General features: G+C 63.1%; 26 protein-coding genes and 1 tRNA gene. 18 read left to right on the top strand and 9 right to left on the bottom strand.

The annotated features are described in order from the left end of the window. Positions 1-9 precede the first annotated feature (9 nt). The 8 genes from Hrd1104_RS06800 (at position 10) to Hrd1104_RS06835 (ending at position 7,809) form a co-directional block, all read left to right on the top strand. Complete coding sequence (locus Hrd1104_RS06800) at positions 10-600, top strand: AsnC family transcriptional regulator (RefSeq protein ID WP_154552038.1); 591 nt, start codon at positions 10-12, stop codon at positions 598-600. Between the two features lie 52 nt (positions 601-652). Continuing rightward, entirely contained in the window at positions 653-940 is a 288-nt protein-coding gene (locus tag Hrd1104_RS06805) for a DUF211 domain-containing protein (RefSeq protein WP_154552039.1), read from the top strand. Between the two features lie 2 nt (positions 941-942). Further along, on the top strand, positions 943-1,521 hold the full coding sequence (locus tag Hrd1104_RS06810) for a VIT1/CCC1 transporter family protein (RefSeq protein WP_154552040.1): 579 nt from the start codon (positions 943-945) through the stop codon (positions 1,519-1,521). Positions 1,522-1,627: 106 nt separating this feature from the next. Then, entirely contained in the window at positions 1,628-4,213 is a 2,586-nt protein-coding gene (locus tag Hrd1104_RS06815) for a heavy metal translocating P-type ATPase (RefSeq protein WP_370454768.1), read from the top strand. A 254-nt stretch (positions 4,214-4,467) separates the two neighbouring features. Continuing rightward, on the top strand, positions 4,468-5,661 hold the full coding sequence (locus tag Hrd1104_RS06820) for an MBL fold metallo-hydrolase (protein ID WP_154552041.1): 1,194 nt from the start codon (positions 4,468-4,470) through the stop codon (positions 5,659-5,661). A gap of 9 nt (positions 5,662-5,670) precedes the next feature. Further along, positions 5,671-6,162, top strand: coding sequence for a YeeE/YedE family protein (locus Hrd1104_RS06825; protein ID WP_154552042.1), 492 nt, complete (start codon positions 5,671-5,673; stop codon positions 6,160-6,162). Further along, positions 6,162-6,611, top strand: coding sequence for a YeeE/YedE family protein (locus Hrd1104_RS06830; protein ID WP_154552043.1), 450 nt, complete (start codon positions 6,162-6,164; stop codon positions 6,609-6,611). The genes Hrd1104_RS06825 and Hrd1104_RS06830 overlap by 1 nt, the downstream gene beginning before the upstream one ends. A gap of 25 nt (positions 6,612-6,636) precedes the next feature. Continuing rightward, entirely contained in the window at positions 6,637-7,809 is a 1,173-nt protein-coding gene (locus Hrd1104_RS06835; protein ID WP_154552044.1) for an inorganic phosphate transporter, read from the top strand. An 8-nt stretch (positions 7,810-7,817) separates the two neighbouring features. Here the strand turns inward: Hrd1104_RS06835 and Hrd1104_RS06840 are convergent, their stop codons facing one another. After that, positions 7,818-9,818, bottom strand: coding sequence for a PAS domain S-box protein (locus Hrd1104_RS06840; protein ID WP_154552045.1), 2,001 nt, complete (start codon positions 9,816-9,818; stop codon positions 7,818-7,820). Between the two features lie 74 nt (positions 9,819-9,892). Then, complete coding sequence (locus tag Hrd1104_RS06845; protein ID WP_154552046.1) at positions 9,893-10,732, bottom strand: universal stress protein; 840 nt, start codon at positions 10,730-10,732, stop codon at positions 9,893-9,895. 408 nt (positions 10,733-11,140) lie between these two features. Here Hrd1104_RS06845 and Hrd1104_RS13445 point away from each other — a divergent pair, with 408 nt between their 5' ends. Both Hrd1104_RS13445 and Hrd1104_RS06850 read left to right on the top strand, forming a co-directional pair. After that, complete coding sequence (locus Hrd1104_RS13445; RefSeq protein WP_255473548.1) at positions 11,141-11,263, top strand: hypothetical protein; 123 nt, start codon at positions 11,141-11,143, stop codon at positions 11,261-11,263. Positions 11,264-11,266: 3 nt separating this feature from the next. Further along, positions 11,267-12,304, top strand: a complete 1,038-nt coding sequence (locus Hrd1104_RS06850; RefSeq protein ID WP_154552047.1) for a sulfite exporter TauE/SafE family protein — start codon at positions 11,267-11,269, stop codon at positions 12,302-12,304. Positions 12,305-12,315: 11 nt separating this feature from the next. Here Hrd1104_RS06850 and Hrd1104_RS06855 read toward each other — a convergent pair whose 3' ends face one another. Next, positions 12,316-13,845 carry a cryptochrome/photolyase family protein gene (locus Hrd1104_RS06855; protein ID WP_154552048.1) on the bottom strand — a complete coding sequence of 510 codons (1,530 nt, stop codon included), beginning with the start codon at positions 13,843-13,845 and terminating at the stop codon, positions 12,316-12,318. Between the two features lie 624 nt (positions 13,846-14,469). Here Hrd1104_RS06855 and Hrd1104_RS06860 point away from each other — a divergent pair. After that, a complete protein-coding gene (locus tag Hrd1104_RS06860; RefSeq protein WP_154552049.1) occupies positions 14,470-16,023 on the top strand; it encodes a hypothetical protein in 1,554 nt (517 codons plus the stop codon). Between the two features lie 281 nt (positions 16,024-16,304). On the opposite strand, the gene Hrd1104_RS06865 is transcribed toward Hrd1104_RS06860, so the two are convergent. Together Hrd1104_RS06865 and Hrd1104_RS06870 are read right to left on the bottom strand one after the other, a co-directional pair. Beyond that, a tRNA-Arg gene (locus tag Hrd1104_RS06865) sits at positions 16,305-16,377 on the bottom strand. Positions 16,378-16,438: 61 nt separating this feature from the next. Next, positions 16,439-16,720, bottom strand: a complete 282-nt coding sequence (locus Hrd1104_RS06870; RefSeq protein ID WP_154552050.1) for a twin-arginine translocase TatA/TatE family subunit — start codon at positions 16,718-16,720, stop codon at positions 16,439-16,441. Between the two features lie 130 nt (positions 16,721-16,850). Between Hrd1104_RS06870 and Hrd1104_RS06875 the strand changes: the two genes are divergently transcribed. The 3 genes from Hrd1104_RS06875 to Hrd1104_RS06885 all read left to right on the top strand — a co-directional run bounded on the left by Hrd1104_RS06875 (position 16,851) and on the right by Hrd1104_RS06885 (position 18,488). Then, the gene (locus Hrd1104_RS06875) at positions 16,851-17,327 is read left to right on the top strand and encodes a redoxin domain-containing protein (RefSeq protein ID WP_154552051.1); all 477 of its coding nucleotides are present in this window, start codon (positions 16,851-16,853) and stop codon (positions 17,325-17,327) included. Positions 17,328-17,415: 88 nt separating this feature from the next. After that, the gene (locus Hrd1104_RS06880; protein WP_154552052.1) at positions 17,416-18,249 is read left to right on the top strand and encodes an HD domain-containing protein; all 834 of its coding nucleotides are present in this window, start codon (positions 17,416-17,418) and stop codon (positions 18,247-18,249) included. A gap of 65 nt (positions 18,250-18,314) precedes the next feature. Then, entirely contained in the window at positions 18,315-18,488 is a 174-nt protein-coding gene (locus tag Hrd1104_RS06885) for a DUF5786 family protein (RefSeq protein WP_154552053.1), read from the top strand. 16 nt (positions 18,489-18,504) lie between these two features. Here Hrd1104_RS06885 and surE read toward each other — a convergent pair whose 3' ends face one another. The 3 genes from surE to Hrd1104_RS06900 are packed head-to-tail and all read right to left on the bottom strand — an operon-like array spanning position 18,505 to position 21,546. Further along, positions 18,505-19,323 carry a 5'/3'-nucleotidase SurE gene (gene surE, locus Hrd1104_RS06890; RefSeq protein WP_154552054.1) on the bottom strand — a complete coding sequence of 273 codons (819 nt, stop codon included), beginning with the start codon at positions 19,321-19,323 and terminating at the stop codon, positions 18,505-18,507. 59 nt (positions 19,324-19,382) lie between these two features. Then, entirely contained in the window at positions 19,383-20,795 is a 1,413-nt protein-coding gene (locus tag Hrd1104_RS06895; RefSeq protein ID WP_154552055.1) for a class I SAM-dependent methyltransferase, read from the bottom strand. Next, positions 20,788-21,546, bottom strand: coding sequence for a prephenate dehydrogenase (locus tag Hrd1104_RS06900; RefSeq protein ID WP_154552056.1), 759 nt, complete (start codon positions 21,544-21,546; stop codon positions 20,788-20,790). The genes Hrd1104_RS06895 and Hrd1104_RS06900 overlap by 8 nt, the downstream gene beginning before the upstream one ends. Before the next feature lie 119 nt (positions 21,547-21,665). Between Hrd1104_RS06900 and Hrd1104_RS06905 the strand changes: the two genes are divergently transcribed. The 3 genes from Hrd1104_RS06905 (at position 21,666) to Hrd1104_RS06915 (ending at position 23,881) form a co-directional block, all read left to right on the top strand. Next, on the top strand, positions 21,666-22,436 hold the full coding sequence (locus Hrd1104_RS06905; protein ID WP_154552057.1) for a fumarylacetoacetate hydrolase family protein: 771 nt from the start codon (positions 21,666-21,668) through the stop codon (positions 22,434-22,436). 216 nt (positions 22,437-22,652) lie between these two features. Further along, positions 22,653-22,808, top strand: coding sequence for a rubrerythrin-like domain-containing protein (locus Hrd1104_RS06910; protein ID WP_154552058.1), 156 nt, complete (start codon positions 22,653-22,655; stop codon positions 22,806-22,808). 137 nt (positions 22,809-22,945) lie between these two features. Further along, positions 22,946-23,881: a ring-cleaving dioxygenase gene (locus Hrd1104_RS06915; RefSeq protein ID WP_154552059.1), complete on the top strand. Its 936-nt coding sequence runs from the start codon at positions 22,946-22,948 to the stop codon at positions 23,879-23,881. Positions 23,882-23,899: 18 nt separating this feature from the next. Here Hrd1104_RS06915 and Hrd1104_RS06920 read toward each other — a convergent pair whose 3' ends face one another. Then, complete coding sequence (locus tag Hrd1104_RS06920; RefSeq protein WP_154552060.1) at positions 23,900-24,316, bottom strand: DoxX family protein; 417 nt, start codon at positions 24,314-24,316, stop codon at positions 23,900-23,902. Positions 24,317-24,467: 151 nt separating this feature from the next. Between Hrd1104_RS06920 and Hrd1104_RS06925 the strand changes: the two genes are divergently transcribed. Next, a complete protein-coding gene (locus Hrd1104_RS06925; RefSeq protein WP_154552061.1) occupies positions 24,468-24,821 on the top strand; it encodes a helix-turn-helix domain-containing protein in 354 nt (117 codons plus the stop codon). The last annotated feature ends 50 nt before the right edge of the window (positions 24,822-24,871 follow it).

A 24,871-nucleotide genomic window follows, 5' to 3' on the forward strand; every position in this document is an offset into this window, starting at 1 on the left:
GTGACGGCCATGCGTGGACTCGACGACACTGATCGAGAGATCCTTCACCTGTTGCTCGAAGACGCCCGGCGACCCTACAGCGACATTGCCGAGCAAGTCGACCTCTCGGCCCCAGCCGTCTCCGATCGGGTCGATCGCCTCCGAGAGATGGGACTCATCGAGCGGTTTACCCTCGACGTCGATCGATCGATGCTTCGAGAGGGCACCCCGGTACTGATCGAATTGACGCCCCAACCCGAGGCGACCGGCATCTCGGGGAACCTAGCTGGGGCCGCGGCCGTCGAACACGTCTTCCGGACGGCCGACGGGACAGTGTTGGTCGTCGCCCACGTCGACCGTCGCAACGTCCGGGGGTTCCTGGGCGAGCAACTCGATCTGACGGCGATCGACGCCATCGACGTCCGGATGCTCGCCGACAGCCAGTGGACGCCCCAGCTTGGTGCGGGCGAACTCGCGCCGGCCTGTGCCGAATGTGGGAATACGGTCACCAGCGAGGGAGAAACTGCGACACTTGACGGCGACGTCTATCACTTTTGCTGTCCCTCCTGTCAGAGCAAGTTCGTCGATCGCTACGAGGAACTGGCCGCCAGGGCGGAGTAACGCGGCCGGACAGCGGCACCGTTAACGGGCCCCTCTTCGAAACCCCGGTACGATGAGTTCGATCAAGCGACTCGTGCTGGACTTGCTGAAGCCAAACGACGTCGAAAACGTCACCTTCGCCCGCAAACTCGCCGGATTGGAGGGTGTCGACGGCGTAAACGTCTCGCTGCTGGAATCCGACAAGGAAGTCCAGAATCTCAAGATCACGATCGAGGGCCAGGATATCGACGAGACCACCGTCGCGGAGACGGTCGAACAGTTGAGTGGCACGATCCACTCTACCGACGAGGTGGCCTGCGGGAGCCGCCTCGTCGAGGAAAGCGAAACCCATCAGGACTAACCGTGTCTTCCAGACTCGCCACGCTCCGGGAACTGCTCGAAGACGAGGACGTCCGGTCGATCTCCCGGCGGTACTTCATCTCCAACGGGTTCGACGGAACCTTGACCAGCATCGGCATCATCGTCGGCTCGTTCCTGGGCGGCAGCACCAATATGGAAGTCATCCGGATCGTCGCCGGCGGGACGGTCGGCCTGGCGGCCTCGGGCGTCTGGAGCGTCTGGGAGATCGAACGCGCCGAGAAACTGGCCGAGCTCAAGCGCGTCGAGGCACAGATGCTCACCGACCTCGAAGAGACACGCCTGCACGATCACAAGGCCGACGCCCGGAAGGTCAACGCGGCCATGAGCGGACTCGGCCCGACGATCGGGATGTTGTTGCCGATCGTGCCGTACTTCTTCGTCGGCGTCGCCCTCTCGATGCTGTGGGCGACGGTGATCGGTGTCCTCGTCGGCGTCGGGCTCCTGTTCGTCTTCGGGGCGTACATGGGCAATCTCTCGGAGCAAAACTGGGTAATCGCCGGCCTGCGGACGGGACTCGTTGGCCTCGTCGTCGGTGCGATCAATATCGGCCTCCCGGGATAGCCCGATTCTCACAGCTTTGGCGGTGTCCCCACTTTACATTCGAAATTCCATCCCCAGATAGTGGCGAGAATATGAGGGGAAAGCCGAATGAACGAGGAGACCCTAAATGGAGACAATGACAGCCCGACGAACGACCAGACTGGAACTTTCGGGGTTGAGTTGTGCCAATTGCGCCGGCACCGTCGAGGAGCGGGTCGGCGAACTCGGGGGCGTCGAGTCAGTCGATGCGAACTTCGCCACCGAGGAGGGAACAGTGACCTACGACGCCGAGGAGACGTCGTTGGCCGAGATTTACGACACCATCGACGAGGCGGGCTACGGGGCGGCCACAGAGACAGTGACAGTTGGTATCACGGACATGTCGTGTGCGAACTGTGCCGAGGCAAACGAGACGTCACTCGAAGACACGCCCGGTGTGATCGGGGCCGACGTCAACTACGCGACCGACGAGGCCCAGGTGCGCTACAACCCCGCCGACGCCTCGCTGGCCGACCTCTACGACGCCATCGAGGCTGCCGGGTACACGCCTATCGAGGAAGATGACGACGAGGACGTCTCCGATCAGGAACGGCAGGACCTCGCCCGGACCGCCGAAATACGGCGACTCCGCCGGCTGACGCTGCTGGGTGGGGCGCTGTCGGTCCCGCTGCTGGTCATGCTCGTCGATCACGTCTTCGGGCTCGGGGTGCTTCCCGAATCGGTCGGGCCGGTCGGGACGCCCTGGATCGCGTTCGCGCTGGCGACGCCCGTCCAGGTGCTGTTGGGCAAGGAGTTCTACGAGAATTCCTACAACGCCCTGGTCAACAACCGGACGGCGAACATGGACGTCTTGATCGCGCTTGGCTCTTCGACGGCGTACCTCTACAGCGTCGCCCGTCTGCTCGGGTTCCCCGGCAGCGGCTACTACTTCGACACCGCGGCGCTGATCCTCGTGTTCATCACGCTGGGCAACTACCTCGAAGCGCGCTCGAAAGGCCAGGCGAGTGACGCGATCAGGGAGTTGCTCCAACTGGAGGCCGACACCGCGACGGTGATCCGCGAGGACGGAACGGAAGCAGAGATTCCGCTCGAAGACGTCGCCGTCGGCGACCGGTTGAAGGTTCGACCCGGCGAGAAGATTCCGACCGACGGCGTGGTGGTGGATGGAACAAGTGCGGTCGACGAGTCGATGGTCACCGGCGAGTCCGTGCCCGTCGAGAAAAGCGAGGGCGAGGAAGTGATCGGTTCGACGGTCAACGAGAACGGCGTCCTCGAAATCGAGGCCACCAGGGTCGGCGAGGAGACGGCGATCCAGCAGATCGTCACGCGCGTCAAGGAAGCCCAGTCCCGCCAGCCCGAGATCCAGAACGTCGCCGACCGGATCAGCGCCGTCTTCGTCCCCGCCGTCATCGGCAACGCCGTGCTCTGGGGACTCCTGTGGTTCCTGTTCCCCGACGCGCTGGCCGGGTTCGTCGACGCGCTGCCGTTGTGGGGCCTGGCCGCTGGCGGGCCGACGGCAGTCGGGATCGGCGAGTTCGCCGTCGTCGTCTTCGCCTCGGCCGTGCTGATCGCCTGTCCCTGTGCGCTGGGGCTGGCGACGCCCGCAGCGACGATGGTCGGCACGACCATCGGTGCCCAAAACGGCGTCCTGTTCAAGGGCGGGGACGTCCTCGAACGCGTCCGTGACGTGGATACGGTGGTCTTCGACAAGACCGGGACGCTGACCGAAGGCGAGATGGAACTCACCGACGTGATCGCCCTCCCAGAGGCAGACCGAACCGCGGCGGACGGCGGGACGCTGGAAGCCGAGCAGAGCGTGACCGAATCGTTCGTCTTGGAAGCCGCTGCCAGCGCCGAGCGGGGGAGTGAACACCCACTCGCCCACGCGATCGTCGCTGGCGCTCGCGAGCGCGGGCTCGAACCAGCCGAGCCCGACGAGTTCGAGAACGTGCCCGGCCACGGGGTGCGTGCCGAGACCGACCACGGCGAGGTGCTGGTCGGCAACCGAAAGCTGATGGCCGACAACGGGATCGATCCCGAACCGGCCGCCAAAGCCATGGAACGGCTCGAATCGGCGGGCAAGACGGCCATGCTGGTCGCCGTCGACGGGCGGCTGGTCGGGGTCGTCGCCGACGCGGATACAGTCAAAGACTCGGCGGCCGAGGCAGTGAGTGCGATTACGGATCGTGGCACCGACGTCTGGATGATCACCGGCGACAACGAACGCACCGCACGCGCCGTCGCCGATCAGGTGGGGATCGACCCGGAGAACGTCAAGGCAGCGGTCCTGCCAGACGAGAAGGCCGACGCGATCGAGGAGATCCAGGCCGACGGCCGGCGCGCGATGATGGTCGGGGACGGCGTCAACGACGCCCCGGCACTGGCGGCGTCGTTCGTCGGGACGGCCATCGGCTCTGGCACCGACGTGGCCATCGAGGCCGCCGACGTGACGCTGATGCGTTCGGACCCGCTGGACGTTCTCAAAGCGATCAGAATTTCCGCGGGGACGCTCTCGAAGATCAAGCAGAACCTCTTCTGGGCACTGGGGTACAACACGGCGATGATCCCGCTTGCCTCTATCGGACTGCTCCAGCCGGTGCTCGCGGCCGCGGCGATGGCGATCTCCAGCGTCTCGGTGCTGACGAACAGCCTACTCTTCCGCCGGTACGATCCCGAAGCTGAGTACAAGCTCCTGGGACTGTTCGGACGCTGAATCCCGGGCTGCCGGCCTCGTTCACCACCAGTATTTTCACTTCGTACAAGTCTGCGCTATCGTTTGCGGGACGACTTTTGTTGTGCTTACTTGTAAAGACCCCAAATTACAGGGACACTAGTTGATCCTATATACTGGCAAAAGAGACGAGTTGACGACTGTAGCAACGTGAGAGTTTCGGGAAATATTGTGGAGAGTTTGCAATACTTTGAAAACCCTTTTGTGGGCGCGGCTGATACCCACAATCGATACACATGGCCGACGTTGACTTCCCAGAACCGGACGTGCTGCCCGAGACGATCGAGCCTGCGACGTTGAAGACCCGGATCGACGACGGGGATGCCGTCACGATCCTCGACGTCCGAATGAGCGGTGAATACGACGAGTGGCACATCGATGGCGAGTCCGTCGAGACGACCAATGTGCCGTACTACGAGTTTCTGGACGAGGACATCGGCGAGGATGTCTTCGAATCGCTCCCCGAAGACGAGCAGATTACTGTGGTCTGTGCAAAGGGGAAAGCAAGCGAGTATATCGCCGGTGTATTAGCGAAAGAAGGCTACGACGCCGTCAACGTCGCCGACGGCATGAACGGCTGGGCGTCGATTTACGAGGCTGTCGAACTCGAGGGCTACGACGGAGCAGGGACCGTCTTCCAGTACCAGCGCCCCTCCAGTGGCTGTCTGGGCTATCTCGTCGTCGACGGCGACGAGGCGGCGGTGATCGATCCGTTGCGGGCGTTCACCGACCGTTATCTCGACGATGCCCAGGCTCACGACGCCGAGCTCGTCTACGCACTGGACACCCACGTCCACGCCGATCACGTCTCTGGGATTCGTGCCCTCGCCGAGGCAGGCGTCGAGGCTGTCCTGCCCGCCGCAGCGATCGACCGCGGCGTCGAAGACGCCGAGAAACTGACCGCCGGATCGGACGGCGACGTGTTCACCGTCGGCGACGTCGAGATCGAAGCGATCCACACCCCCGGCCACACGACCGGGATGACCTCCTACCTGGTGGGCGAGCGTCTGCTCGCGACCGGCGACGGCCTGTTCGTCGAGAGCGTCGCCCGCCCTGACCTGGAAGCCGGTGATGAAGGGGCCGAAGACGCCGCCAAGCAGCTCTACGAGACCCTTCAAGAGCGGATCTTGCCGCTTGCCGACGACGTGTTGATCGCCGGTGGGCACACGAGCGAGGCCGCCGACACCGCCCCCGACGGCACCTACACGGCACCGCTTGGCGAGTTGCGCGAGGAAATGGACGCCCTCTCGATGTCCGAGAGTGAGTTCGTCCAGGCGGTACTTGCTGATATGCCGCCCCGGCCGGCCAACTACGAGGCGATCATCGCAACCAACCTCGGCCAGAACGCAATCGACGACGCGGAAGCGTTCACACTCGAACTGGGGCCGAACAACTGTGCGGCCAGCCAGGACTCACTCGCCGGAGACTGATCGATCGATATGCTCCCAGACCCGATCGTGCTGTCGGTATTCGAGACGCTGTTTCCGGAAGGCATTGCCCGCTATGCTATCGGTGGCCTGTTCGTCGGGCTCGGTACCGCCGTCATCTACGCCGCGACGGCTATCGCTCCCGGCGCGAGTTCGTTCCTCGAATCGACGCTCACCTACGTCTCCGATCGATCGCGCTTCCAGCAGTATCGCGCCTCCCGTGACTGGCGGATCGTCTTCACGCTGGGCATCGTTCTCGGGGCAGCCGTCTACGCCGCGATCTGGCAAGGAGAAGTCTGGACCACTGACGTCCAGTGGTGGCGACTGCTGGCCGGCGGGATCCTCGTCGGCATCGGAACGCGGATCGGGAAGGGCTGTACGTCCGGGCACGGCGTCTGTGGTATCGGGTCGCGCTCGAAGACGTCTCTCGTCGGCGTCGTGAGCTTCCTGGCCGTCGCCATCGCGACAGCACAGATCGTCACGGCACTGGGGGTGAGCCCGTAATGGCTGGCTCGTCAGCGCCAGACGGCGGCCGTCAGCCGCTGTTCATGCCGGTGATCCTGCTTGGCGGGTTGCTGTTCGGGTTCGGCCTCGCTGCCAGTCACATGGCCCGTCCAGAAGTCGTCTTGGACTTCCTCCAACTGGTCGATCTGGGCTTGCTATTCGTGATGTTCGGTGCGGCAGTCGTCTCGGGGCTGGCCTTCGCGATCATCCCACAGCTTCGTCAGCGTGCGCCGCTGACCGGTGACATCTACGAGCGCCGGCTGAAATCCTTCGATCGAAACGTGCTGATCGGCGGGGCCATCTTCGGCGTCGGCTGGGGCATCTCCGGAGTCTGTCCCGGATCGGGGTATGCGAGCCTGGGGATCGGCAACTGGCCGATCTTGCTCGCAATCGGCGGAATGTTCCTCGGCGCGTACCTGCAGGGCATCTGGCGATCGTGGCCGAACTGACCGCAGTCCCCCGTTCTCTCATTGTATGGATCTAGCGACGATCGGCCTGTTCGCAATCGCAAGCGTGGCGAGTCTGTTCATGGCGTGGGTCATCGGGGCCGGTTCCAGCGGCGCAACGCCGTTTGCCCCAGCGGTCGGTGCCAACGCCATCTCGACGCTCCGGGCGGCACTGGTCGTCGGCGTGCTGGGCTTTCTGGGCGCGGTAACCCAGGGCGGGAACGTCTCCGAAGCCGTCGGGAGCGGGCTCGTCGAGGGCGTCTCGCTCCCGCCGACGGGCGTCATCGCCGTCCTCTTGATCGGCGCGGGACTGATGGCGGTCGGCATCAAGACGGGCTACCCGATCGCGACGGCGTTCACCGTAACGGGGGCAGTGATCGGCGTCGGATTGGCCCTGGGTGGCGATCCAGCCTGGGGGAAGTACCGAGAGGTCGGGGCCGTGTGGTTGCTCACGCCGATCGGCGGCGGTGCAGTCGCGTTTGCCATCGCACGCACGCTTCCACGTCCCGACGTGCCCGAAGACGTGAGCGTCCCTACCCTCGCCGCCCTCGTCGGGGCTGTGGTGGTCACCCTGGAGTTTGCCCTTCTCGAAGGAATGGGCGGGACGGTCGCTGGGGTCGGCGGGCGCTTGCTACCGGTGAGTGACGGGCTGTCCGTCCCGCTGGTGACCGTGCTGGCGGGCGTCGGCAGTGCGGCCCTCGTCCGCTGGGATATCAGCCGGGACCTGACTGGCGGCCTCCGGCGCTTTCTCCTCGCGCTCGGATCGCTCGTGGCGTTCTCGGCGGGCGCGAGTCAGGTCGGCCTCGCGGTCGGTCCCCTGCTGCCGCTCTTTGCGGAGCAATCGACCGTCCCGACGGTCACATTGCTGCTTGGCGGCGGGTTCGGGATGCTGGTCGGCTCCTGGACCGGCGCACCGCGGATGATCACAGCCCTCTCCCAGGAGTACGCCTCACTGGGGCCACGGCGCTCGATTGCCACGCTCGTCCCCTCGTTCCTGATCGCTCAGATTGCAGTCTTGCTCGGCGTGCCAGTCTCGTTCAACGAGATTATCGTCAGCGGGATCGTCGGCAGTGGCCTGGCCGTCGGTGGGGCCGACGTCAGTCGACGGAAACTCCTCGTGACGGTGCTCGCGTGGATCGGGTCCCTCGGGTTGGCCCTTGGGCTTGGCTATGGCGTTGCAACGATTGGACCAGTTGGGTGACCCCGCCCTCACCCGCCGGTCATGATCTCGAACCGCGCGCCACCATCGTCGCTCTCGGTGACGCTGATCGTCCAGTCGTGGGCCTGGACGATCTCCCGGACGATTGCGAGGCCAAAGCCCGTCCCGTCCTCGGCAGTCGTGTAGCCACTCTCGAAGACCGTCTGCCGTTCGTCGACCGGAATTCCCGGCCCGTCATCGGCAACGAAAAACCCGTTCTCGAGGGCGCCGACGGTGACCGTGACAGCCTGTCCGGTGTGCTCGACTGCGTTCCGAAACAGGTTCTCGAACAGCTGTTGGAGACGGCTTCGATCGGCCTGGATCGTCACGGTACTGTCGACGTGCAACGACGCGTGTTCTGTCGCGACGGTCTCCCAAGATGCCTCGGCGATGGTCGAGAGATCCACGGCCGTCGTGTCGGTGACCGACTGGCCACCCTGTGCGAGAGTTAACACGTCGTCGATCAGGGCGTCCATCCGATCGAGGGCATCCGCAACGTCCTCGAGATGGTCACTGTCGGTCTCGGACTGGAGGACGTCGACACGCCCGACGGCGACGTTCAAGGGATTTCGCAGATCGTGGGCGAGAACACTCGCGAACTCGTCGAGACGCTCGTTCTGGCGTTCGAGTTCAGTCGTAACAAGTCCCTGTTCGAGTTCGTAGCTCACCCACTTGCTCATCAACCGGACGATCGTCTGCTCGGCGTCCGAAAAAGCCTCGTCGCGTGGCTCGGTCGAAGCAAAGCAGAGCGTCCCGTACAGCTCGCCGTTGGCGACGACTTTTCCGCCGACGTAACTCCCCAGATCGAACACCTCGTAGGCAGGGTCGTCATCCCAGCCGGCCGCGACCGCATCAGCGATCACCAGCAGATCGTCGGCCTGGATCGTCTTGCGGCAATAGGCTTCCGAGAGTGGACACGTCTCCCCCGGCTGGAGGAGTTCGTGATCGCCGTGTGCGTGAACGATTCGCTGAGTGCCGGTCGAAAGATCGCCGTCTGGCCCCGTTTCGATCCGAGAGAGAAACCCGTAGGGCAACTCGAAGTGCTCACAGCCCAGTTCGAGCAAGCGCTCGATTTTGTCCTCGAACGAGTCGTCGGGATCGGCCGTCACGGCGTACAGCCGCTGGAGGGTATCGAGTGTGTCCTGTCGCTTTCGCTGCTGTCGTTTGCGTGTAGAGATATCCCGGATGATCCCAGTGAATCGGTGCTCACCGTCGATCGTGGTCTCGCCAAAAGAGATCCCCAGCGGAATCTCCGTCCCGTCACGGTGGCGACCCGGCAGTTCGATCCAGTCCCAGTCGAGTTGTCGCTGGCCAGCCTCGAGGTAGCGAGCGACGGCTGCCATGTGGTCGTCGTGGAAGCGCTCGGGCATGATCGTATACAACGGCTCGCCGATCAGTTCCGCCGGTTCGTAGCCGAACAGACCAGTGACCGCATCGTTCGCGTACTGGATAACGCTGTCCTCGTCGATCGTCAGCACACCGAGTGTCGTCTGCTGGGTCAACGCCTCGAAACGCGCCTCGACGCGCTCGAGTTCCCGCAGGCGCGTCGCCAGTTGGGCCGAGGATTGGGACATCGCTTCGGGGGCTGGCGAGGACTGCTTGCCGGACCTGCTATCGCGGCGGTCTCGATCCCCCGAGACGATATCGACAATACGCTTTGCAAGCCTGCTGAATGGAGCTGGCCGTGCCTCGCGAAAGAGGAGCTCAGTCACGCCCGCCGAGACGGCATCGCTGGCGACGACTGGCGACTCCATTGCCGTGAATAGCACGAACGGCAGTTCCAGATGGCGCTCCCGGACGGTTTCGAGCAGCTCGATCCCGGTCGCGTCGGGTAGATCGAACGCCGAAACGACACACTCGAACCCACTATCGTCGAGAGACGTGAGGGCCGCGCTCGCGCCGACGACGCTCTCGACGGCGAGACGGTCGTCCTCGCATTCCAGGGTAGTCGCGACAGACGCGGCCGCGTCCGATTCGCTTCCGACGTAGAGGACGCGGATCGTCTCTTCCATGACGGATTCTCCCACCGGTCGCACTTAATCGGTTCGGCGCTGTCTCGAAGACGGAGCTGTGGCCAGTCGGCCAATCAAGCCACGCGCTTTGGCGGGACGAGCAGCACGTTACCGTCGGCTTTGGCGACAATATCCTCGGAGACGCTGCCCAGCAGTAGTCGCCGCAGCCGACTGTGCCCCCGGGACCCGACGAGCGTCGTCGCCGGGTCGTGCTCGTCCTCGACGGCGAGAATCTCCTCGACGGGATCACCCTGCCGGACGTCGAGGTGGGTCTCGATATCCCAGGCCTCGAGTTGGGCTGTGAGTTCAGCGAGTTGGTCCCGGGGTTCCTCGTCGATGTCCGGATCCGCTGGCGTCTCGACGTGGACCAGCGTCGCCTCCTCGGTCGCGTGCCGGAGATACGAGAACGCCTCGAAAGCGTCCTGGGCGTTCTCGGAGAAATCAGTCGCATAGAGAATGCGCTGAAACAGATGTTCGGCGAGCACGTCCGGGTCGTCGGTTGCCCGCTGGATCCGGTTGACCAACAGTGGTGTCACCGACGTTCGTGCGAGGTTCCGGGCCGTCGAACCGATGAATCGGTTCTCCAGTGGACTCGACCCGCGCGAACCGACGATCGAAAGGCTCGCGCCGACCGACTCGGCGATCCCGTTGATGCGGCGATGGGGGGTCCCGCGGACGACGTGGGTTTCGACTCCGAATCCGGCGTTTTCGAAAGTGTCACGGTAGCGGTTCAGCGCTTGTCGGCGACGCTCCTCGAAGTCCATCCCCGGCATCCCGGAGTGGACGTTCGACGGGACGACCGTCACGAGGTGAAACTCCTCGATGCCGATCCGATCGAGACACTCCAGGCACGTCTCGTTGGCGATCGTAGCCTCGCTCGCCGCAGAGAGATCTGTCGCGTAGACGGCCCTCATACCGATCTGTAGCAGCCGGCGTTATAATATTGCTTCGATTGTCCAATACAATAGTGAGCGGATCGAACAATCACGAAACGAACTCGTGTCACGAGTCAGGCAACCACCGGCGTACCGGTCTGACGCGCCCCACGTCAAAACGCACCTATATTCGCCGTAAGTGCGGTATAATCCAGGTTTTTGGGTCTAAGTTTTGTTGACGAGAGGAAGGTTCGAACGCATATATAGATAACCTATGCAAATATCTACGTCAGTTACGTGGCAGATACACGTCTGTAATATTGTGTAGGCCGTTCAAAACGTTTTACCCACCCGTGGAATAAGGGGTATTGAAGAGGAAACCATGATCCGCACACGACTATCGACGACGGGGGGAGACACATGATCGGGCTCGGATCGGGCGCCCAGATGGGAGAGGCGGCTACGCTCGTCGGTGCGGTGTTGCTCGAAGCGATCGTGCTCTATCTGGGATACGGCGCCCTGTCGAACGTCCTCGGAGAACCACTCGTCGAACGCATTCGCACGCTCTGACCAATGGAACTGTTCGGACTCGCCGCGAGCATGATCGGCCTGTTCGTCGGCTTTGGCTTCATGGTCGGCGTCCTGTTTGGCTTCTTCGGGATGGGCGGGTCGTTCCTCGTGACCCCCGCGTTGATGATCATGGGCTTCGAGACGACCACGGCCGTCGGGAGTGGGATGGCCTTCGTCTTCGGGACAGCCGTCATCGCGACGCTCAAACACCGGGACCTCGGCCAGGTGGACTACAAACTCGGCGGGTTGATGATCGTCGGTACCACTGCCGGCATCGAGGTCGGTCGGATCGGGCTGTACTTCCTGCAAGACCAGGGACTGGCCGAGCTTGTCGTCGGCGTGACGTACGTCGTCCTCCTGGGAGGCGTGGGACTCTTTGTCACGCGCAATGCGCTCAAAAACGACGGGGACGATGGCGGTGGCGATCACCACGACCCAGACGCGGAGATCGACCCCGACGCGATTCCGGATATTGCAAAGCAAATCCAATCCTACACCGTCCCGCCGATGCTGTCGATCAGTGGCGGGATCAGGGTCTCGCTGTGGATGATCCTCGGCGTCGCCTTCGCGACCGGCTTGCTCTCTGGGTTCCTCGGCGTCGGCGGTGGTTTCATCCGGATGCCGGCAATGTTCTACCTGATCGGCGTGCCCGTCCCGATCGCCGTCGGGACCGACCTCTTCGAGATCGTCTTCTCGGGCGGCCTCGGATCCTTCCTCTACGGGCTGGAAGGCGGCGTCGATCTCTCGATCGTCGCGCCGCTTTTGGCCGGGAGCGCACTCGGTGCCCGGATCGGTTCGACCGCGACCAGCCTCGTCGAGGAGAGCGAGATCAAGATCTACTTCGGGCTCATGTTGCTCGGCGGTGCGGTGGCCGTCGCGCTCCGCCAGCTCGGCAACGCCGTCGAAGTCGAGATCTTTCAGGTGATCAGTTTCGGGCTGATCATGCTCGCCGCCCTGGCTGTCGGGAGCGCCGTCATCTACAGTGCCGTGCGAGCGATCCGAGACGACACGAGAACGACTGAGGTCTCTCCGGCGGATTGATAGCCCGCTGCTCAAAGGTTGCCGTGGTGGGCTGCCTGCCGGATGGTCGCCGCTCGCTGACCGATGGCCTCGCGCTCGGCCTCGTCTTTGTCGTCCCAGTGACTGTAGACCAGTCCCATCCGGTGATTCGACCGGAGGCGATCTTCGTTTCGGCCCAAAAAGTCCCAGTAGAGGGCGTTGAACGGGCAGGCGTTCTCGCCGACCGTCTTGGTCTTGTAATAGGGACAACTGCCACAGTAGTCGCTCATGCGGTCGACGTAATTGCTGGATGCCACGTAGGGTTTCGTCGAGAGTACGTCGGTTGCGAACGTGCCCATCCCGACGACGTTGGGCGTCGTCACCCAGTGGTGGGCGTCGACGAAGGTGGCGTGAAACCAGCGGTTGAGCGCGTGTGGATCGACGCCGAACGTCGTCGCGAAGTTCGAAAGCACCATCAGGCGCTCGATGTGGTGGGCGTATCCCCGACGACGGACGCCCGCGATGACGTCGGCGAGACAAGCCATCTCCGTCTCACCCGTCCAGAAGAATTCGGGCAGTGGCTCGGTCGCCGCAAGTTGGTTCGCCTCGGCGAGTGCCTCACGCTCGCGACGGTAGACGTGACGCAGAAACTCCCGCCAGCCCAGCACTTGCCGGACGAACCCCTCGACGCTGTTGAGCGGTGCGTCGCCGGCTCGATAGGCTTCGATCGCTCGCTCGATGACTTCCGCTGGGTGGAGCAGACCCAGGTTCAGACTGCTCGATAGCAACGAGTGACTCATCGCCCAGGAGTCCCGGACCATCGCGTCTTGATACGTCCCGAACGTTTCGAGGCGGTTCGTACAGAAGTCTTCGAGAGCGCCCAAGGCCTGCTCGCGCGTGACTGGCCACCGGAACGGTTCCGGGTCGGCCCACGCGCCGCCGTACGGTGGCTCGTCGTAGCCGCCATCGAACTGGGCGTCGACCCACGCGAGGACATCGTGGGTCGTCTCGTCGGGTTCGAACGCTGGCGGTGCGGGCGCCTCCCAGTCGTCGGGCGGGGTCTCGCGGTTGTCCTCGTCGTAGTTCCACTCACCACCGACGGGATCTCCCTCGTCCAGCAGATAGCCAGTCTCGCGGCGCATGAACCGATAGAAGTCCTCGTGGCGGTAGCTGTCACTACTCCGTCCATCCGCCCAGTCATCGAACTGCTCGCGCGAACAGCAAAACAGATCGTTCGCGACGATTTCAAGACGGCCTCCGCAATCGTCCACCAGCGAGCGAAGTCGGTCCACACCCCCGGCGGGCCGCATGAGCGTCAATTCGTCGTCCGGGTGGGCGTCGAAATGTGCCTCAAGGCCCTCACGGAAGGTCTCGACCCGGTGATAGTAGACTTGCCGGCCGGCCCGTCGACAGCGATCCCGGAAGTGACGCATCGCACTGAACACCACGGCGAGCTTGTGGGGATGGTACGGCAACCGTTCGGCAAACGACCGGGATTCGATCAACAAAATTGGCTCGTCCGATCGCTCGGCGACTGGTCCATCGTCTGTCGTGAGTTGATCGCCCAGGACCCAGACGGTCATTGGGCGGCCCTCTGCATTCGCATGTGACATTCTACGCGAGAGGAGACGGTAAAACCAGCCCCGATTCAATTGGGGGCTGGTTCGCACGTGAGGGTGAGCGAAGGGGCGCCAATATCGACAGGAACTGTCTGTCGAAGCTGAATGGGTACAGAACGTTCACAACGGTCGCCACAGCCGTCGTGTAAATCTATTCGCCGACAGCCACAACGGAACGGCCAGTTGCAGGGGCCAGAGAAGAGAGACGCCTTCGTTGCCCCTGCGATGTCAGCTGACACCACGCTTTTGACCTGGCGCCACGATATCACAACCCAGTGTCTGGACCTGAACTAAGCCAGTGCCCGACGTGTGGATGGACGGGAAAACAGTCTGAACTCGAGAAGGGGCCGTCCGGACCGACCTGTCCTGCGTGTGGCGATGCGATCATGCTCGAGTAGCCCCCAGGGGCTTGCGCTGCGTCCGTGGGTTCGATAGTGTGGTATCAGTACGACGACGCCTCATGTAGGGATATGACGCCGAACGACCCCACAATACGGGTACAAATTGCGTACGTGTGCGCCACACAGAAGTCACGTTGACGAGTCCGATACCATGCGCTTTTTCAGCCCGTGGCAGCGACGGCCGGCCATGACTCAGACGGAACTCGGAGCAGAGATAGAAGATGTCCTGGAGATCTCTCAAAGCGAGTTTCAGGCCCGAGTCGAACAGGATGCAGCAGTCATCAAAGCCGAAGTCGAAAAGGGAACGTTCGATAATCCGCAGGGACTGGTTGGATTAGAGTGTGAGTTCTACGCGACAACCGACGAGGCCACAACCAACGGGAACAGAGAGCAAAGCGATTCCGAACTGAGAACGCTCCGGCGAATTCCTCGCCGGACGCTTTCGTTTACCGGCTTCGAGAAGGAACTGGGATTGCATAACGCGGAGATGAGTACGACGCCACAGCCGCTCAACGAGCACGGGATCGAGGCCCAACAGGCCGAGATCAAGGCTCGATTGGCTGCGGCGCGGGAGCCGATTCACGCCAATAACATGCGTCTGGCCAGCGACGGCCTGTGGACGATTCCACCGAGTGGCGAAACGGCACACGAGTATCTCACCGACTTCATCGACGACGATGGGCTGACGATTGCGACCAACATGAGCGACTCGATCCGCTATCACGCGATGGGAAACACCGAGACACCCACGGGCGGGCGTCTCGACGCCCCACACGTCTCGATGGAGACAGAGACCATCATGCCCGAGAGCCTCATCACGTCGATCCAGCCCCATTATCAGGTCCCCAACGCCGAAGCGCTCCCGTCGTATTTCAGCTACGCGATTCGGCTTGCAGGACCACTCCTCGCGCTTGGCGTCAACTCCCCGTTTTTCCCACCGAGTCTCTACGACGACGGTGTGGCCCCAGAGACAGTCATCGAGGACGCGTGGATGGGCAACCGGATCAAGGTGTTCGAAACCTCGCTCAATACCGAGCAGGTCCGGAAGGTCAGGTTCCCCGAAGAGTTCGAGACGGTCGAGGAGGCGATCGACAACATCGCCGCCGATGAGACGATCGTGCCGATGCCTGTCGAGCGCGGCGATCGATTCGACGACGAGTTCGCACACTTCAGACGGAAACACGGCACCTACTGGCGGTGGATTCGGCCAGTGTTCGGTGGTGCAAAGCGGTCGAGTGCGAACGCCCGGATCGAGTTTCGACCGTTAGCTGGCCAACCGACACTACGCGACACGATCGCGTTTCAGGCGGTGTTCGCTGGCGCGCTCGAACACTTCCACTCCGCACAGCATCCGGTCCGCCGGTTGAAATGGGAGACCGCCAGAGACAACTTCTATGCCGCAATGCGTGACGGCCTGGATGCGGACCTCACCTGGATGACCGCCAACGGACGACTCACGACGGATCTAGAAGCCATTTACGAGGAACTGTTCAGTGCGGCGGAAGGGGGATTGCAAGCCCAGGGGCTCGGCGACGAACAGGTTCGACAGTACATCTCACCGCTTCGAGATCGTATTCGAACTCGGCGGACACCGGCCCAGTGGAAACAGCAGATGGCGTCTACCCGTGTCTCCGACGGGGCAGATCTGAGACAGGCAATCGTCGATACCCAACGGGCATATCTAGAACGACAGGCAGAGACGTTCTTATCAGGACAACTTACTGACTGGTCTCTCTCGTGAGTATCGATACCAGGATCCAATTGCCCGGGTCGGTTCACTCTCTCCGGTCGCTGCACGGACGCGGCGGGAGTTCGCCGAGCGAAGCGAGTCTATCGGGAGTGAGCGATCACGAAGTGATCGCGATCTACGCCGCGGCCGCTGAGTGAGGAACACAGTGAGGAACGAAGCGGACGCGGCGGGATTCGAACCGAGTGGAGACGGTCGACCTCGCTCCGCTCGGTCGCTACGACTCCCCGGGTTCGAATCCCTTGGTCCTCCACTCCTCACTGCGTTCGTCGTTACGGACGCGGCGGGATTCGAACCCGCGATCGAGGGGTTAGGAACCCCTCGCCCTATCCGCTAGGCCACGCGTCCCGACCAGTGGTTGGCGTGGCGAGAGAAAAAACGATTGCGTTCGACCGCCGCCTGAGAACCCTTAGTTCGATTGGGTTTCGGTGTCGGTGTCGGAGTCGCTCGAAGACTGAGTCGTCGAGTCGGCACTCGCCGACTCCGGCGATTCGGCCCCGTCTTTCATCTCTTCGAGTTCCTCTTCGACTTGCTGGCGGCCTTTCTGGAATTCACCCATCGCCTGCCCGGTCGAGCGAGCGAGCTTGGGGATCTTGTTTGCGCCGAACAGCAACACTGCCAACAGCACGATCAACAGTAGTTCGGGTCCGCCCGGGATGCCACCGAGTTGTAGGATCAATCCATCGATCATCGCTACGTGATTCTTGCTAACTGTGTAATATAGGCTTTTTGCTAGCCAGGTGTACATCATCCCAGCGGTGCGGACCGGCAATTGTCGTGAACGGCACATCTTTTGGGCCACCATTCCTACTCGGGGTGCAATGGTTGCTGAAGGCGACAGCGCCCCCGACTTTACTGCACCGCTCGCAAACGGCGACATCGACTCGTTTACCCTCTCTGAACGTCTCGACGAGGCCCCGATCGTCTTGGCGTTTTTCCCCGGCGCGTTCACCAGCGTCTGCAGCCACGAGATGACCGAGTTCCGCGACCGCAGCGACGATATCGAAGATGTGGGCGGGACGCTGTATGGGATCAGCGTCGATTCACCGTTCGCACTCAACGAGTTCCGCGACAAACTCGAACTCCCCTTTGGCCTGCTCAGTGACGCCGAAAAGGAGGTCGTCGACACCTACGATCTCACCATGGACTTCGACGAACTGGGCGTCTACGACGTCGCCAAGCGCTCGGTATTCGTCGTCGACAGCGACGGCGAGGTCTCTTATGCGTGGGTCAGTGACGATCCAGGCGTCGAACCCGACTACGACGAAGTTATCGACGCAGTGACCGACGCCGCCTGAGGCGACGGCCCCCACACTGTGGACGGCCAACGAGAGCGAGAGGAAATACACGCGCGGCCTTTTTCTCGTGGTAGCTCTTGTATCGAGTATGAGCGAGTCGACGGACACGACAGAGACAGGTGACGGCGATGGGCGGATCTACGAACCGGGGGCTGAACACGCGTTTCCGGACGCGCGACTCAACGAGGTCCTGGCATACGTGGCCGACGACGAGGAGATTCAAGCGTATCTCACTGCCCAGAACGTCAACCCGGTGGCGCGAAAGCAGTACAACGACCACGGCCAGAAACACATCGAGATCGTCCGCCACCGGGCGCTCTGTCTCTATGACCTACTGAAGCGTGGCGGCGTCGTGTTCAACGGTGCGCGCGAACAGGGTCTCGGCGAGGCAGACGAGCCAGTCATCATCGCGCTGGCGGCGACGTTACACGACATCGGCCACGTCGTCCACCGAGACGACCATCCGTATTATTCGATCCCGTTGGCTGGGAGTCTCCTCGACCGGATCCTCGAAGACCTGCCGTTTTACGACGTCGCCGAGGCGGTCCGTGTCAAAAGCGAGGTCCTGCACGCGATCCTTTGTCACGACACCGACGAACAGCCACTGACCCTGGAGGCAGGGGTCGTCAGGGTTGCCGACGCCCTCGACATGGAGAGTGGTCGCTCGCGATTCCCGTACGAACAGGGCGGGCGCGGGATCAACACGGTCTCCAGTCAGGCCATCGAGGCAGTGAATCTCCGGCCGGGCGAGGGCACGCCCGTGCTAATCGAAATCGAGATGACGAACGCTGCAGGCGTCTACCAGGTGGACAATCTCCTGAAAGCCAAGCTCCGGGACTCGGGGCTCGAAGAGCATCTCCGGATCGTCGCCATCAACTCCCGGCAGGACGCCGATCGGATCGTCGAGCGGATCGAATTGTGAACGGGAGCCATACCGGATTCCACACCGGACGGTTTTAGAGGGTCGAGTTACTCTATTTCACTGTTATGGGCTTTGGTAGCTACGATGAATCCGAACAGGAGAACCAGGCCAGTGGGGCAGATATCGACGACAGCGAGAGCGTCGACGTCGATGCGACCAACCACGATGGCGAAGTCAACTTCGAAGCCGACGCCTCCCAAGACGAGCTCCTGGACAAACTCCAGGACATGAAAGACTGACTGCGGGCCGTTCTCTCTATTGCGGTTGATCGCCGGTTCGTGATTCGTACGTTGCAGCCAGCTCGTCCAGCGCCGCGTGATGCTCGGTGGTGTGTGGGGCAGTCAACGGCGAGACGCTGACTCGGCCCTCGACGACGGCCCGTCGATCAGTCCCGTCCGGATCGGGAATCGTGCCGTCGGCCATCCACTCCCAGATCCGGTCGTGGAGTTCGATCTCGTCGCCGTCTTTGATCGCGCCCATCTCGTAGACGCGTGAGGGCGACGTTATTTCGATTGACGCACTCGCCGTGCCGTCTTCGGCCAGCGGGGCGTTGACGTTGAGGTAATCGGCCTGCTCGAAAACACCGGCTTCGGGTGCCTCATCGACGAGGTACCGTGCCACTGCCGTCGCGTTGGCATACGACTCGGGTTCCTCGGTCAGTGGCTCCCACTTGTCGTCGTCCCTGACGGGGACGTACATCGAGACGGCGATGGCTGGCACGCCGAAGAAGGTAGCCTCGACGGCCGCACTGACGGTTCCCGAGCGCCCGAGGACGTACGCGCCAAGATTGGCACCGTCGTTACACCCGGCGACGACCATGTCGGTCTCGGGCACGAGTGCCTCCAGCCCGGCGACGACGCAATCGGCCGGCGTCCCATCGATGACGTAGCCCAGTTCGTGCTCACTGACGCCAACGTTCGGCGAGATCGAGCGGCCGACCGCACTGCGGTCCTCGGCGGGCGCGACGACCGTCACGTCGGCAACTGTCGAGAGTTCGTCGTACAGCGCGCCCAGGCCGACGCTGTCGATCCCATCGTCGTTCGTCAGGAGAATCTGTGGCGCACCGTCGTCCATGGGCGCAGTCCGTGTCTGGCGGGGAAAAGCCTGTCTCCGTCGGTTGGACCGCGGGCCACTCACACGGGCACGCGATCGACAACCGTCTCGCCGTCGACGACGAGATTGTACGCTCTCTCGTCGTCGTTCCACAGCGCCAATACGTTCTCGAAGGCGAGTAGATCACCGTACTCGCTGTCGCGTAGGTCGCCGTTGAGAATCGACTCTTTGGTCAGGACGGCGAAGTGATCGACCTGTTCGCTGCCGTCGGCGACGAGGAAGACGGGGTTTCCATCGGCCTCGTCCCGGAGGTCCGGACTCAGTTTGATCCCCACGAGATCGATTCGGTCGGTAACGTATCCCTCGGCATCGGCCATTTTCGCCACCCGGGATTGGTCGGGACGGTACTCGATCGCTCGGGCATCGTCACGCCGGAGGATCGAATAGGCATACTGGACGTCGACGTTGACGAATTCGCCGTCCGTCTCGGCCCCCGCGGCGTCGTCCAGCCGGCCCTGAAACGGCGGCACGTCCACGTCTGGCTTGCGCGTGAACGACCAGCAGTCGCCTGCGGGCCGCTCTCCTGGCCAGAGTCGAACTGTCGGCGCGTAGATCGTGTACGTGTCCTCGAGGGCTCGCTCGGTCGTCCGAAGCCCCTTGGCCGTCTGTTTGTCGGCGGGCGCGATCGCGAGGACCGACCCGTCGGCTGCAAGCGCGTCAGCGTACCGGCCCAGCACCGCCGCTGGATCGGCCAGTTCGCTCAAGACGTTCCCGAAGACGATCAAGTCGAATTCCGCTCCCGGCTCGAAGGCTTCGGCCCGCTCGCGGTGGACAGTCGTGTGGACGTTCGGACCCGTCGCCCCGAGCAGTTCAGTGAGAACTTCGGCTGCACCATCGCCGGGTTCGACGGCGTGATACTCGACGATTCCGCCGGCTTCGACGACGAGATCGCACAGGCCAAGTGCCGGACCGCCGACGCCGGCCCCGATATCGAGGACGCGTAGCTGTGCCGGCAGTCGGTCCTCGGCGAGGAGCGGTTCGAGGGCGTACTGGCCGACGGCGTAGTAATCGGGGAGGTGGTAGATGGCGTACGCCAGTGCAGTCAGTCGATCGTAGGTGACGGCGTCGTCGTTGAGATACGCCTCCTTGACGGTGCGAATTCGCTCCCGGAGTCGGTCGCCCGACTCGCCCTCAGGCCAGCCGGGGCCGAATTCGGCGATGAGACGGTCTTCGAGTGCTCTCGTGTACCGCTCGGGGAACGGCTCGGCACGCTCGACAGTCGCGTCGAGTGGTCCCACAGGGGCAGGAACGAACGTGCCGTCCTCACGTTCACGAAGGCCGAGATCGACGGCCGCCTCCCGAAGGGTTTGCTTGACGACACCCGGGTGGGGCTGGTCCGGAACGTATTCACAGATTTCGTCGGGATCGATCGGGCGGACCTCCCTGAGATACTTCGCGTTGTTCAGAATTGCCTCGCGACGCTCGTCACTCATCGCTATCCTCGGGTCGTGCCTGGTCGTAGAGTTGCTGGAAGGCTGTCGCGTCGGCGGCGGCGAGTTCGCTGGCCGTCTCGGCGACGGCCTCGCCCCCCTCGAAGGCCGCCTGGATGTCGGCGTAGACGCGGGCGTGGCCGCCGGTGACTTCTTCGAGTAACTCGAACAGGGCCGCCGAGATCGGCGTCTGGAATCGCTCTGGTACTGGCTGGGCAGCAAGCCCAAACGCCAGGATCGCGGCGTGGGTCCGGGCCTGGACAGTCTCCATCGCCGTGTCGTGTTCCTCGGGTGTCGTCTCGAAGAGGTCGTTGCCGGCCGCCCCGAGCGCCGCCCGGACCTGCTCGGTCACGGGGCCAGACTCATCGACCACCAGTGGCACGTTCCCGGGCGCGTTCGCGGGAGCAAAGAGCGGGTGGAGGCTCACCCGCTCACAGTCGGGGGCGTGTTCGGCCATCGCCGCGATCGGCTCGTCCATGATGCCCGCCAGGTCACAGATCGCGCGCTCGGCGTTTGGCGCGTGCGTTGCGATCGCCTCGGCCGTCGCCGGAATCGGGACCGCGAGACAGACGAGGTCGAAGCGTTCGTCGGTTTCGAGAGGGACAGCTCGATCACCGATGCGTTCGGCAGCGGCGCGTGCGATCGCGGGATCGGCGTCGGTAAACGCGATGGTGGGCGAATCGTCGAGGTGTTCCTCAAGCGTCCGGGCGAACCACCGGCCCATCTCCCCGGCGCCGACGACGAGTACGTGCATGGGTTCGGATACCGCTTTGCGGATCAAAAGGCGTTCGCCTTGCAGGCTCTGTGGGTCGATTTTCCGGTGTCCCGCAGGATGTCGAAAGCGCTAACAGTCGCGGACGGGTACGGGCTGGCATGAAACGCGTCCGCTTTCGGGACCCGACGGGAACGATTCGCGGCGGTCGCTGGCTCGACGACGAGGGCCAGGCGTCCGTGACGACGGCACTGGGTGAGCCGGACGACGACGCCCCCGGCAAGACGTACCCGGCCGAGGCCGTCGACGTACTCCCGCCAGCCGAGCCGACGAAAATTATCGCGATCGGGCGCAACTTCGCTGACCACGCCGACGAACAGGACGCCGAAGTCCCGGACCGGCCGCTCCTCTTTTTGAAGCCCCCGAACACGGTCGCCAGTCACGGCTCGACGGTCTCGCTACTGCCCGATAAAGAGCGACTCGATTACGAGGCCGAACTCGCGGTGATCATCGGCGAGACCTGCCACAACGTCGACGCCGACGAGGCCAAGGACGTGATCGCAGGCTATACCTGTTTCAACGATATCTCCAACCGAGACGACCAGCGCGTCGAGACCAACTGGGTCCGCGGGAAGGCCTTCGACAACGCCGCACCGATGGGACCGGTGCTGGCGACACCCGACGAAGTGCCAGCAGATGCGACCATCGAGTGTCGCGTCAACGGCGAGACGAAACAATCCAGCACCCGCGAGAATCTGGTCTTTTCCGTCCCGGAACTGATCGAAGAGATCACGACGTACATGACCCTAGAGCCTGGCGACGTGATCGCGACCGGAACGCCCGAAGGGGTGGGGCCACTCGAAGACGGCGACACCGTCGAAGTCGAGATCGAGGGGGTCGGGACGCTGGAACACGACGTCCACATTCCCTGACCGAACGGCGGAAATGCCCCACGATGGGTGGATAGTAAATCGAAGGTCCCCCTGTGACTTTTTCGGCGTGTATTCCCCGTAAACCCCTCCCGTACAGGCGGTCGAAACGATCGCTGGACGGCCGAGATACGAATACCAGGGTGGTATAATACCAATCGTATGTCCTTATATTCCCCTTACGATTAATACTTAACAATCAGCCTCGAACGAGGGGCTATGCCCCACGGGCAAGATGTCGAACGCAAGAACGATCCGGCAAGTTCCTCCACGTACGAGTGTCTCCAATGTGGCACGATCGTTGAGTCGGAGACACATCCCGGCGCCTGTGAGTGTGGTGGAGAGTTCCACAACCGCGCAAAGTCCCTCGAATAGTTCCGGACGGCAACCGTTCTCCGATTGCGTCCAGTACAGCCCGAACAGCCGTTGTTGACCCCAAGCGCCTCGTTCGGGCCGGGTGAGGAAATCACCCCTGCCAGAACGGCTTTCCCGGTGTCGACCCAATTCGGGGTATGCAGGAGATACCCGGTATCCACCACGTAACGGCGATCGGAAGCGACCCTGGCGAGAATCGGCAATTTTACACCGAAACCCTCGGCCTCCGGCTGGTCAAACGAAGCGTCAACCAGGACGACGCCTCGGTCTATCACCTCTTCTATGGCGACCGCTCGGGATCGCCGGGCACCAGCATGACGTTCTTCCCCTACCCCGGCGCACGGGCGGGCCAGGTCGGCACTGGCCAGGTCAGCACGACGCAGTTTCTGATTCCCGCCACCGCCGTCGACTACTGGGTCGAGCGCCTCGAAGCGGCCGAGGTCGACATCGGCGAGCGCCACGAGCGCTTTGGCGAGACGGTCATTCCTGTTTCCGATCCCGACGGGCTCCCGCTGGAACTGGTTGCCGTCTCGGATGCCCCTGCGGGCGATCCACCGGACGGACCGGTCCCCGCCGAACACGCAATCTGCGGGTTCTACGGCGTGACCCTCGCACTGTCCGATATCGATGCCACCGCACGCGTCCTCGAAACGATGGGCTACGAGCAAACGGACAGTGACGGCACCCGGGTCCGTTACGAGAGTGACGGCGACCTGGGGTACGTCGTCGAACTGCTGGCCGATCCAGACCTACCCCAGGGTCGGCCGGGAGCGGGCACGATCCACCACGTGGCGTTCCGTGTCACGAGCGACGACCAGGCCGACTGGCGTGAGGAGCTTCAAAGTCTCGGCCTCCGACCGACGGCAATCATCGACCGCAAGTGGTTCGAGTCGGTGTACACCCGAACGCCCGGCGGTGTGCTCTTCGAGTACGCGACCGAAGGACCAGGCTATACGGTCGACGAGGATCTCGAAACGCTGGGTGAACGACTCGTCTTGCCGGAGTGGCTCGACGATCGCCGCGAGGAGATCGAACAGGGACTGCCGTCGCTATCAGTCGAGACGAGCGAGTAGCCGTCCCGCCGAGTGCGATTAGAACAAGCCGAGACCGACGCTATAGGCCCAGGATTGGCTCGCCACAGCAACGAGGACGAGTGCCCCGCCGGCCATACCGACATTCTTCAGGAACTGTGTCAACTCGTCCTGTTTTTGGTCCTCGGGGACCGCCCAAAAGTCGTGCATCGTCAGCGCCGAAACGAACAGGAATGCAGCGAGCGCTGCCGCCCCGACAGCCGGATAGAGTCCCACCGCGATACTGAGGCCAGCGGCCACGAGGACGACGCCGGATGCGACAACCGAGAACCCGGGCGCTGGGAGGCCCTTGTGCTGGGCGTAGCCGGTCATCGCCTCGCGCTGCTGGAAGTGATTGAGCCCCATAAACGCCAGCACGACGCCGAACAGCAGGCGACCGGCCAGCAAGATGACCCCCGCTGTGCCTTCGATCGCCATCAGGCACGCACCTCCACTTCCGCGGGGCTACTCACACTCGTGGTGGTCGATACGCGATTGGCGTCGTCAGTTACTGATATCATTCCGTTAGTTGGTTCGTTTGCGAACCTATTTATGCGCTCGGCGACAAGAATGCGATCAGATAACACCGATGTCACCCACCGCCACGAGCCAGGAGCAGTCCGTCGAGGAGCGAAACGCCGCGGCCTGTCCGATCGTCGAAGCAGTCGAACAGATCGGCTCGGAGTGGCGACTGATCGTCTTGCACGACCTCGTTGACAGCGAACAGCGGTTCAACGAGCTCAAGCGCTCGACCGGGGCGAGTTCCCGGACCCTCTCGCGGGTGCTCGACGACCTAGAAGACGCGAACCTGGTCGATCGCCGTGTCGAGGATCGGCCGATCGCGACCTACTACTCGCTGACCGAGAAAGGACAGGCGCTGTGTCCGATCTTTACGGACCTAGAGGAGTGGGCCGACGAGTGGGTAGACGGAATCGAGGGGTGAAGGGCCTGTCACGCCGTGATTTTGGGGAATTCTCTACACCACACCGGCGT

The sequence above is a fragment of the Halorhabdus sp. CBA1104 genome, from assembly GCF_009690625.1.
GTDB lineage: Archaea > Halobacteriota > Halobacteria > Halobacteriales > Haloarculaceae > Halorhabdus.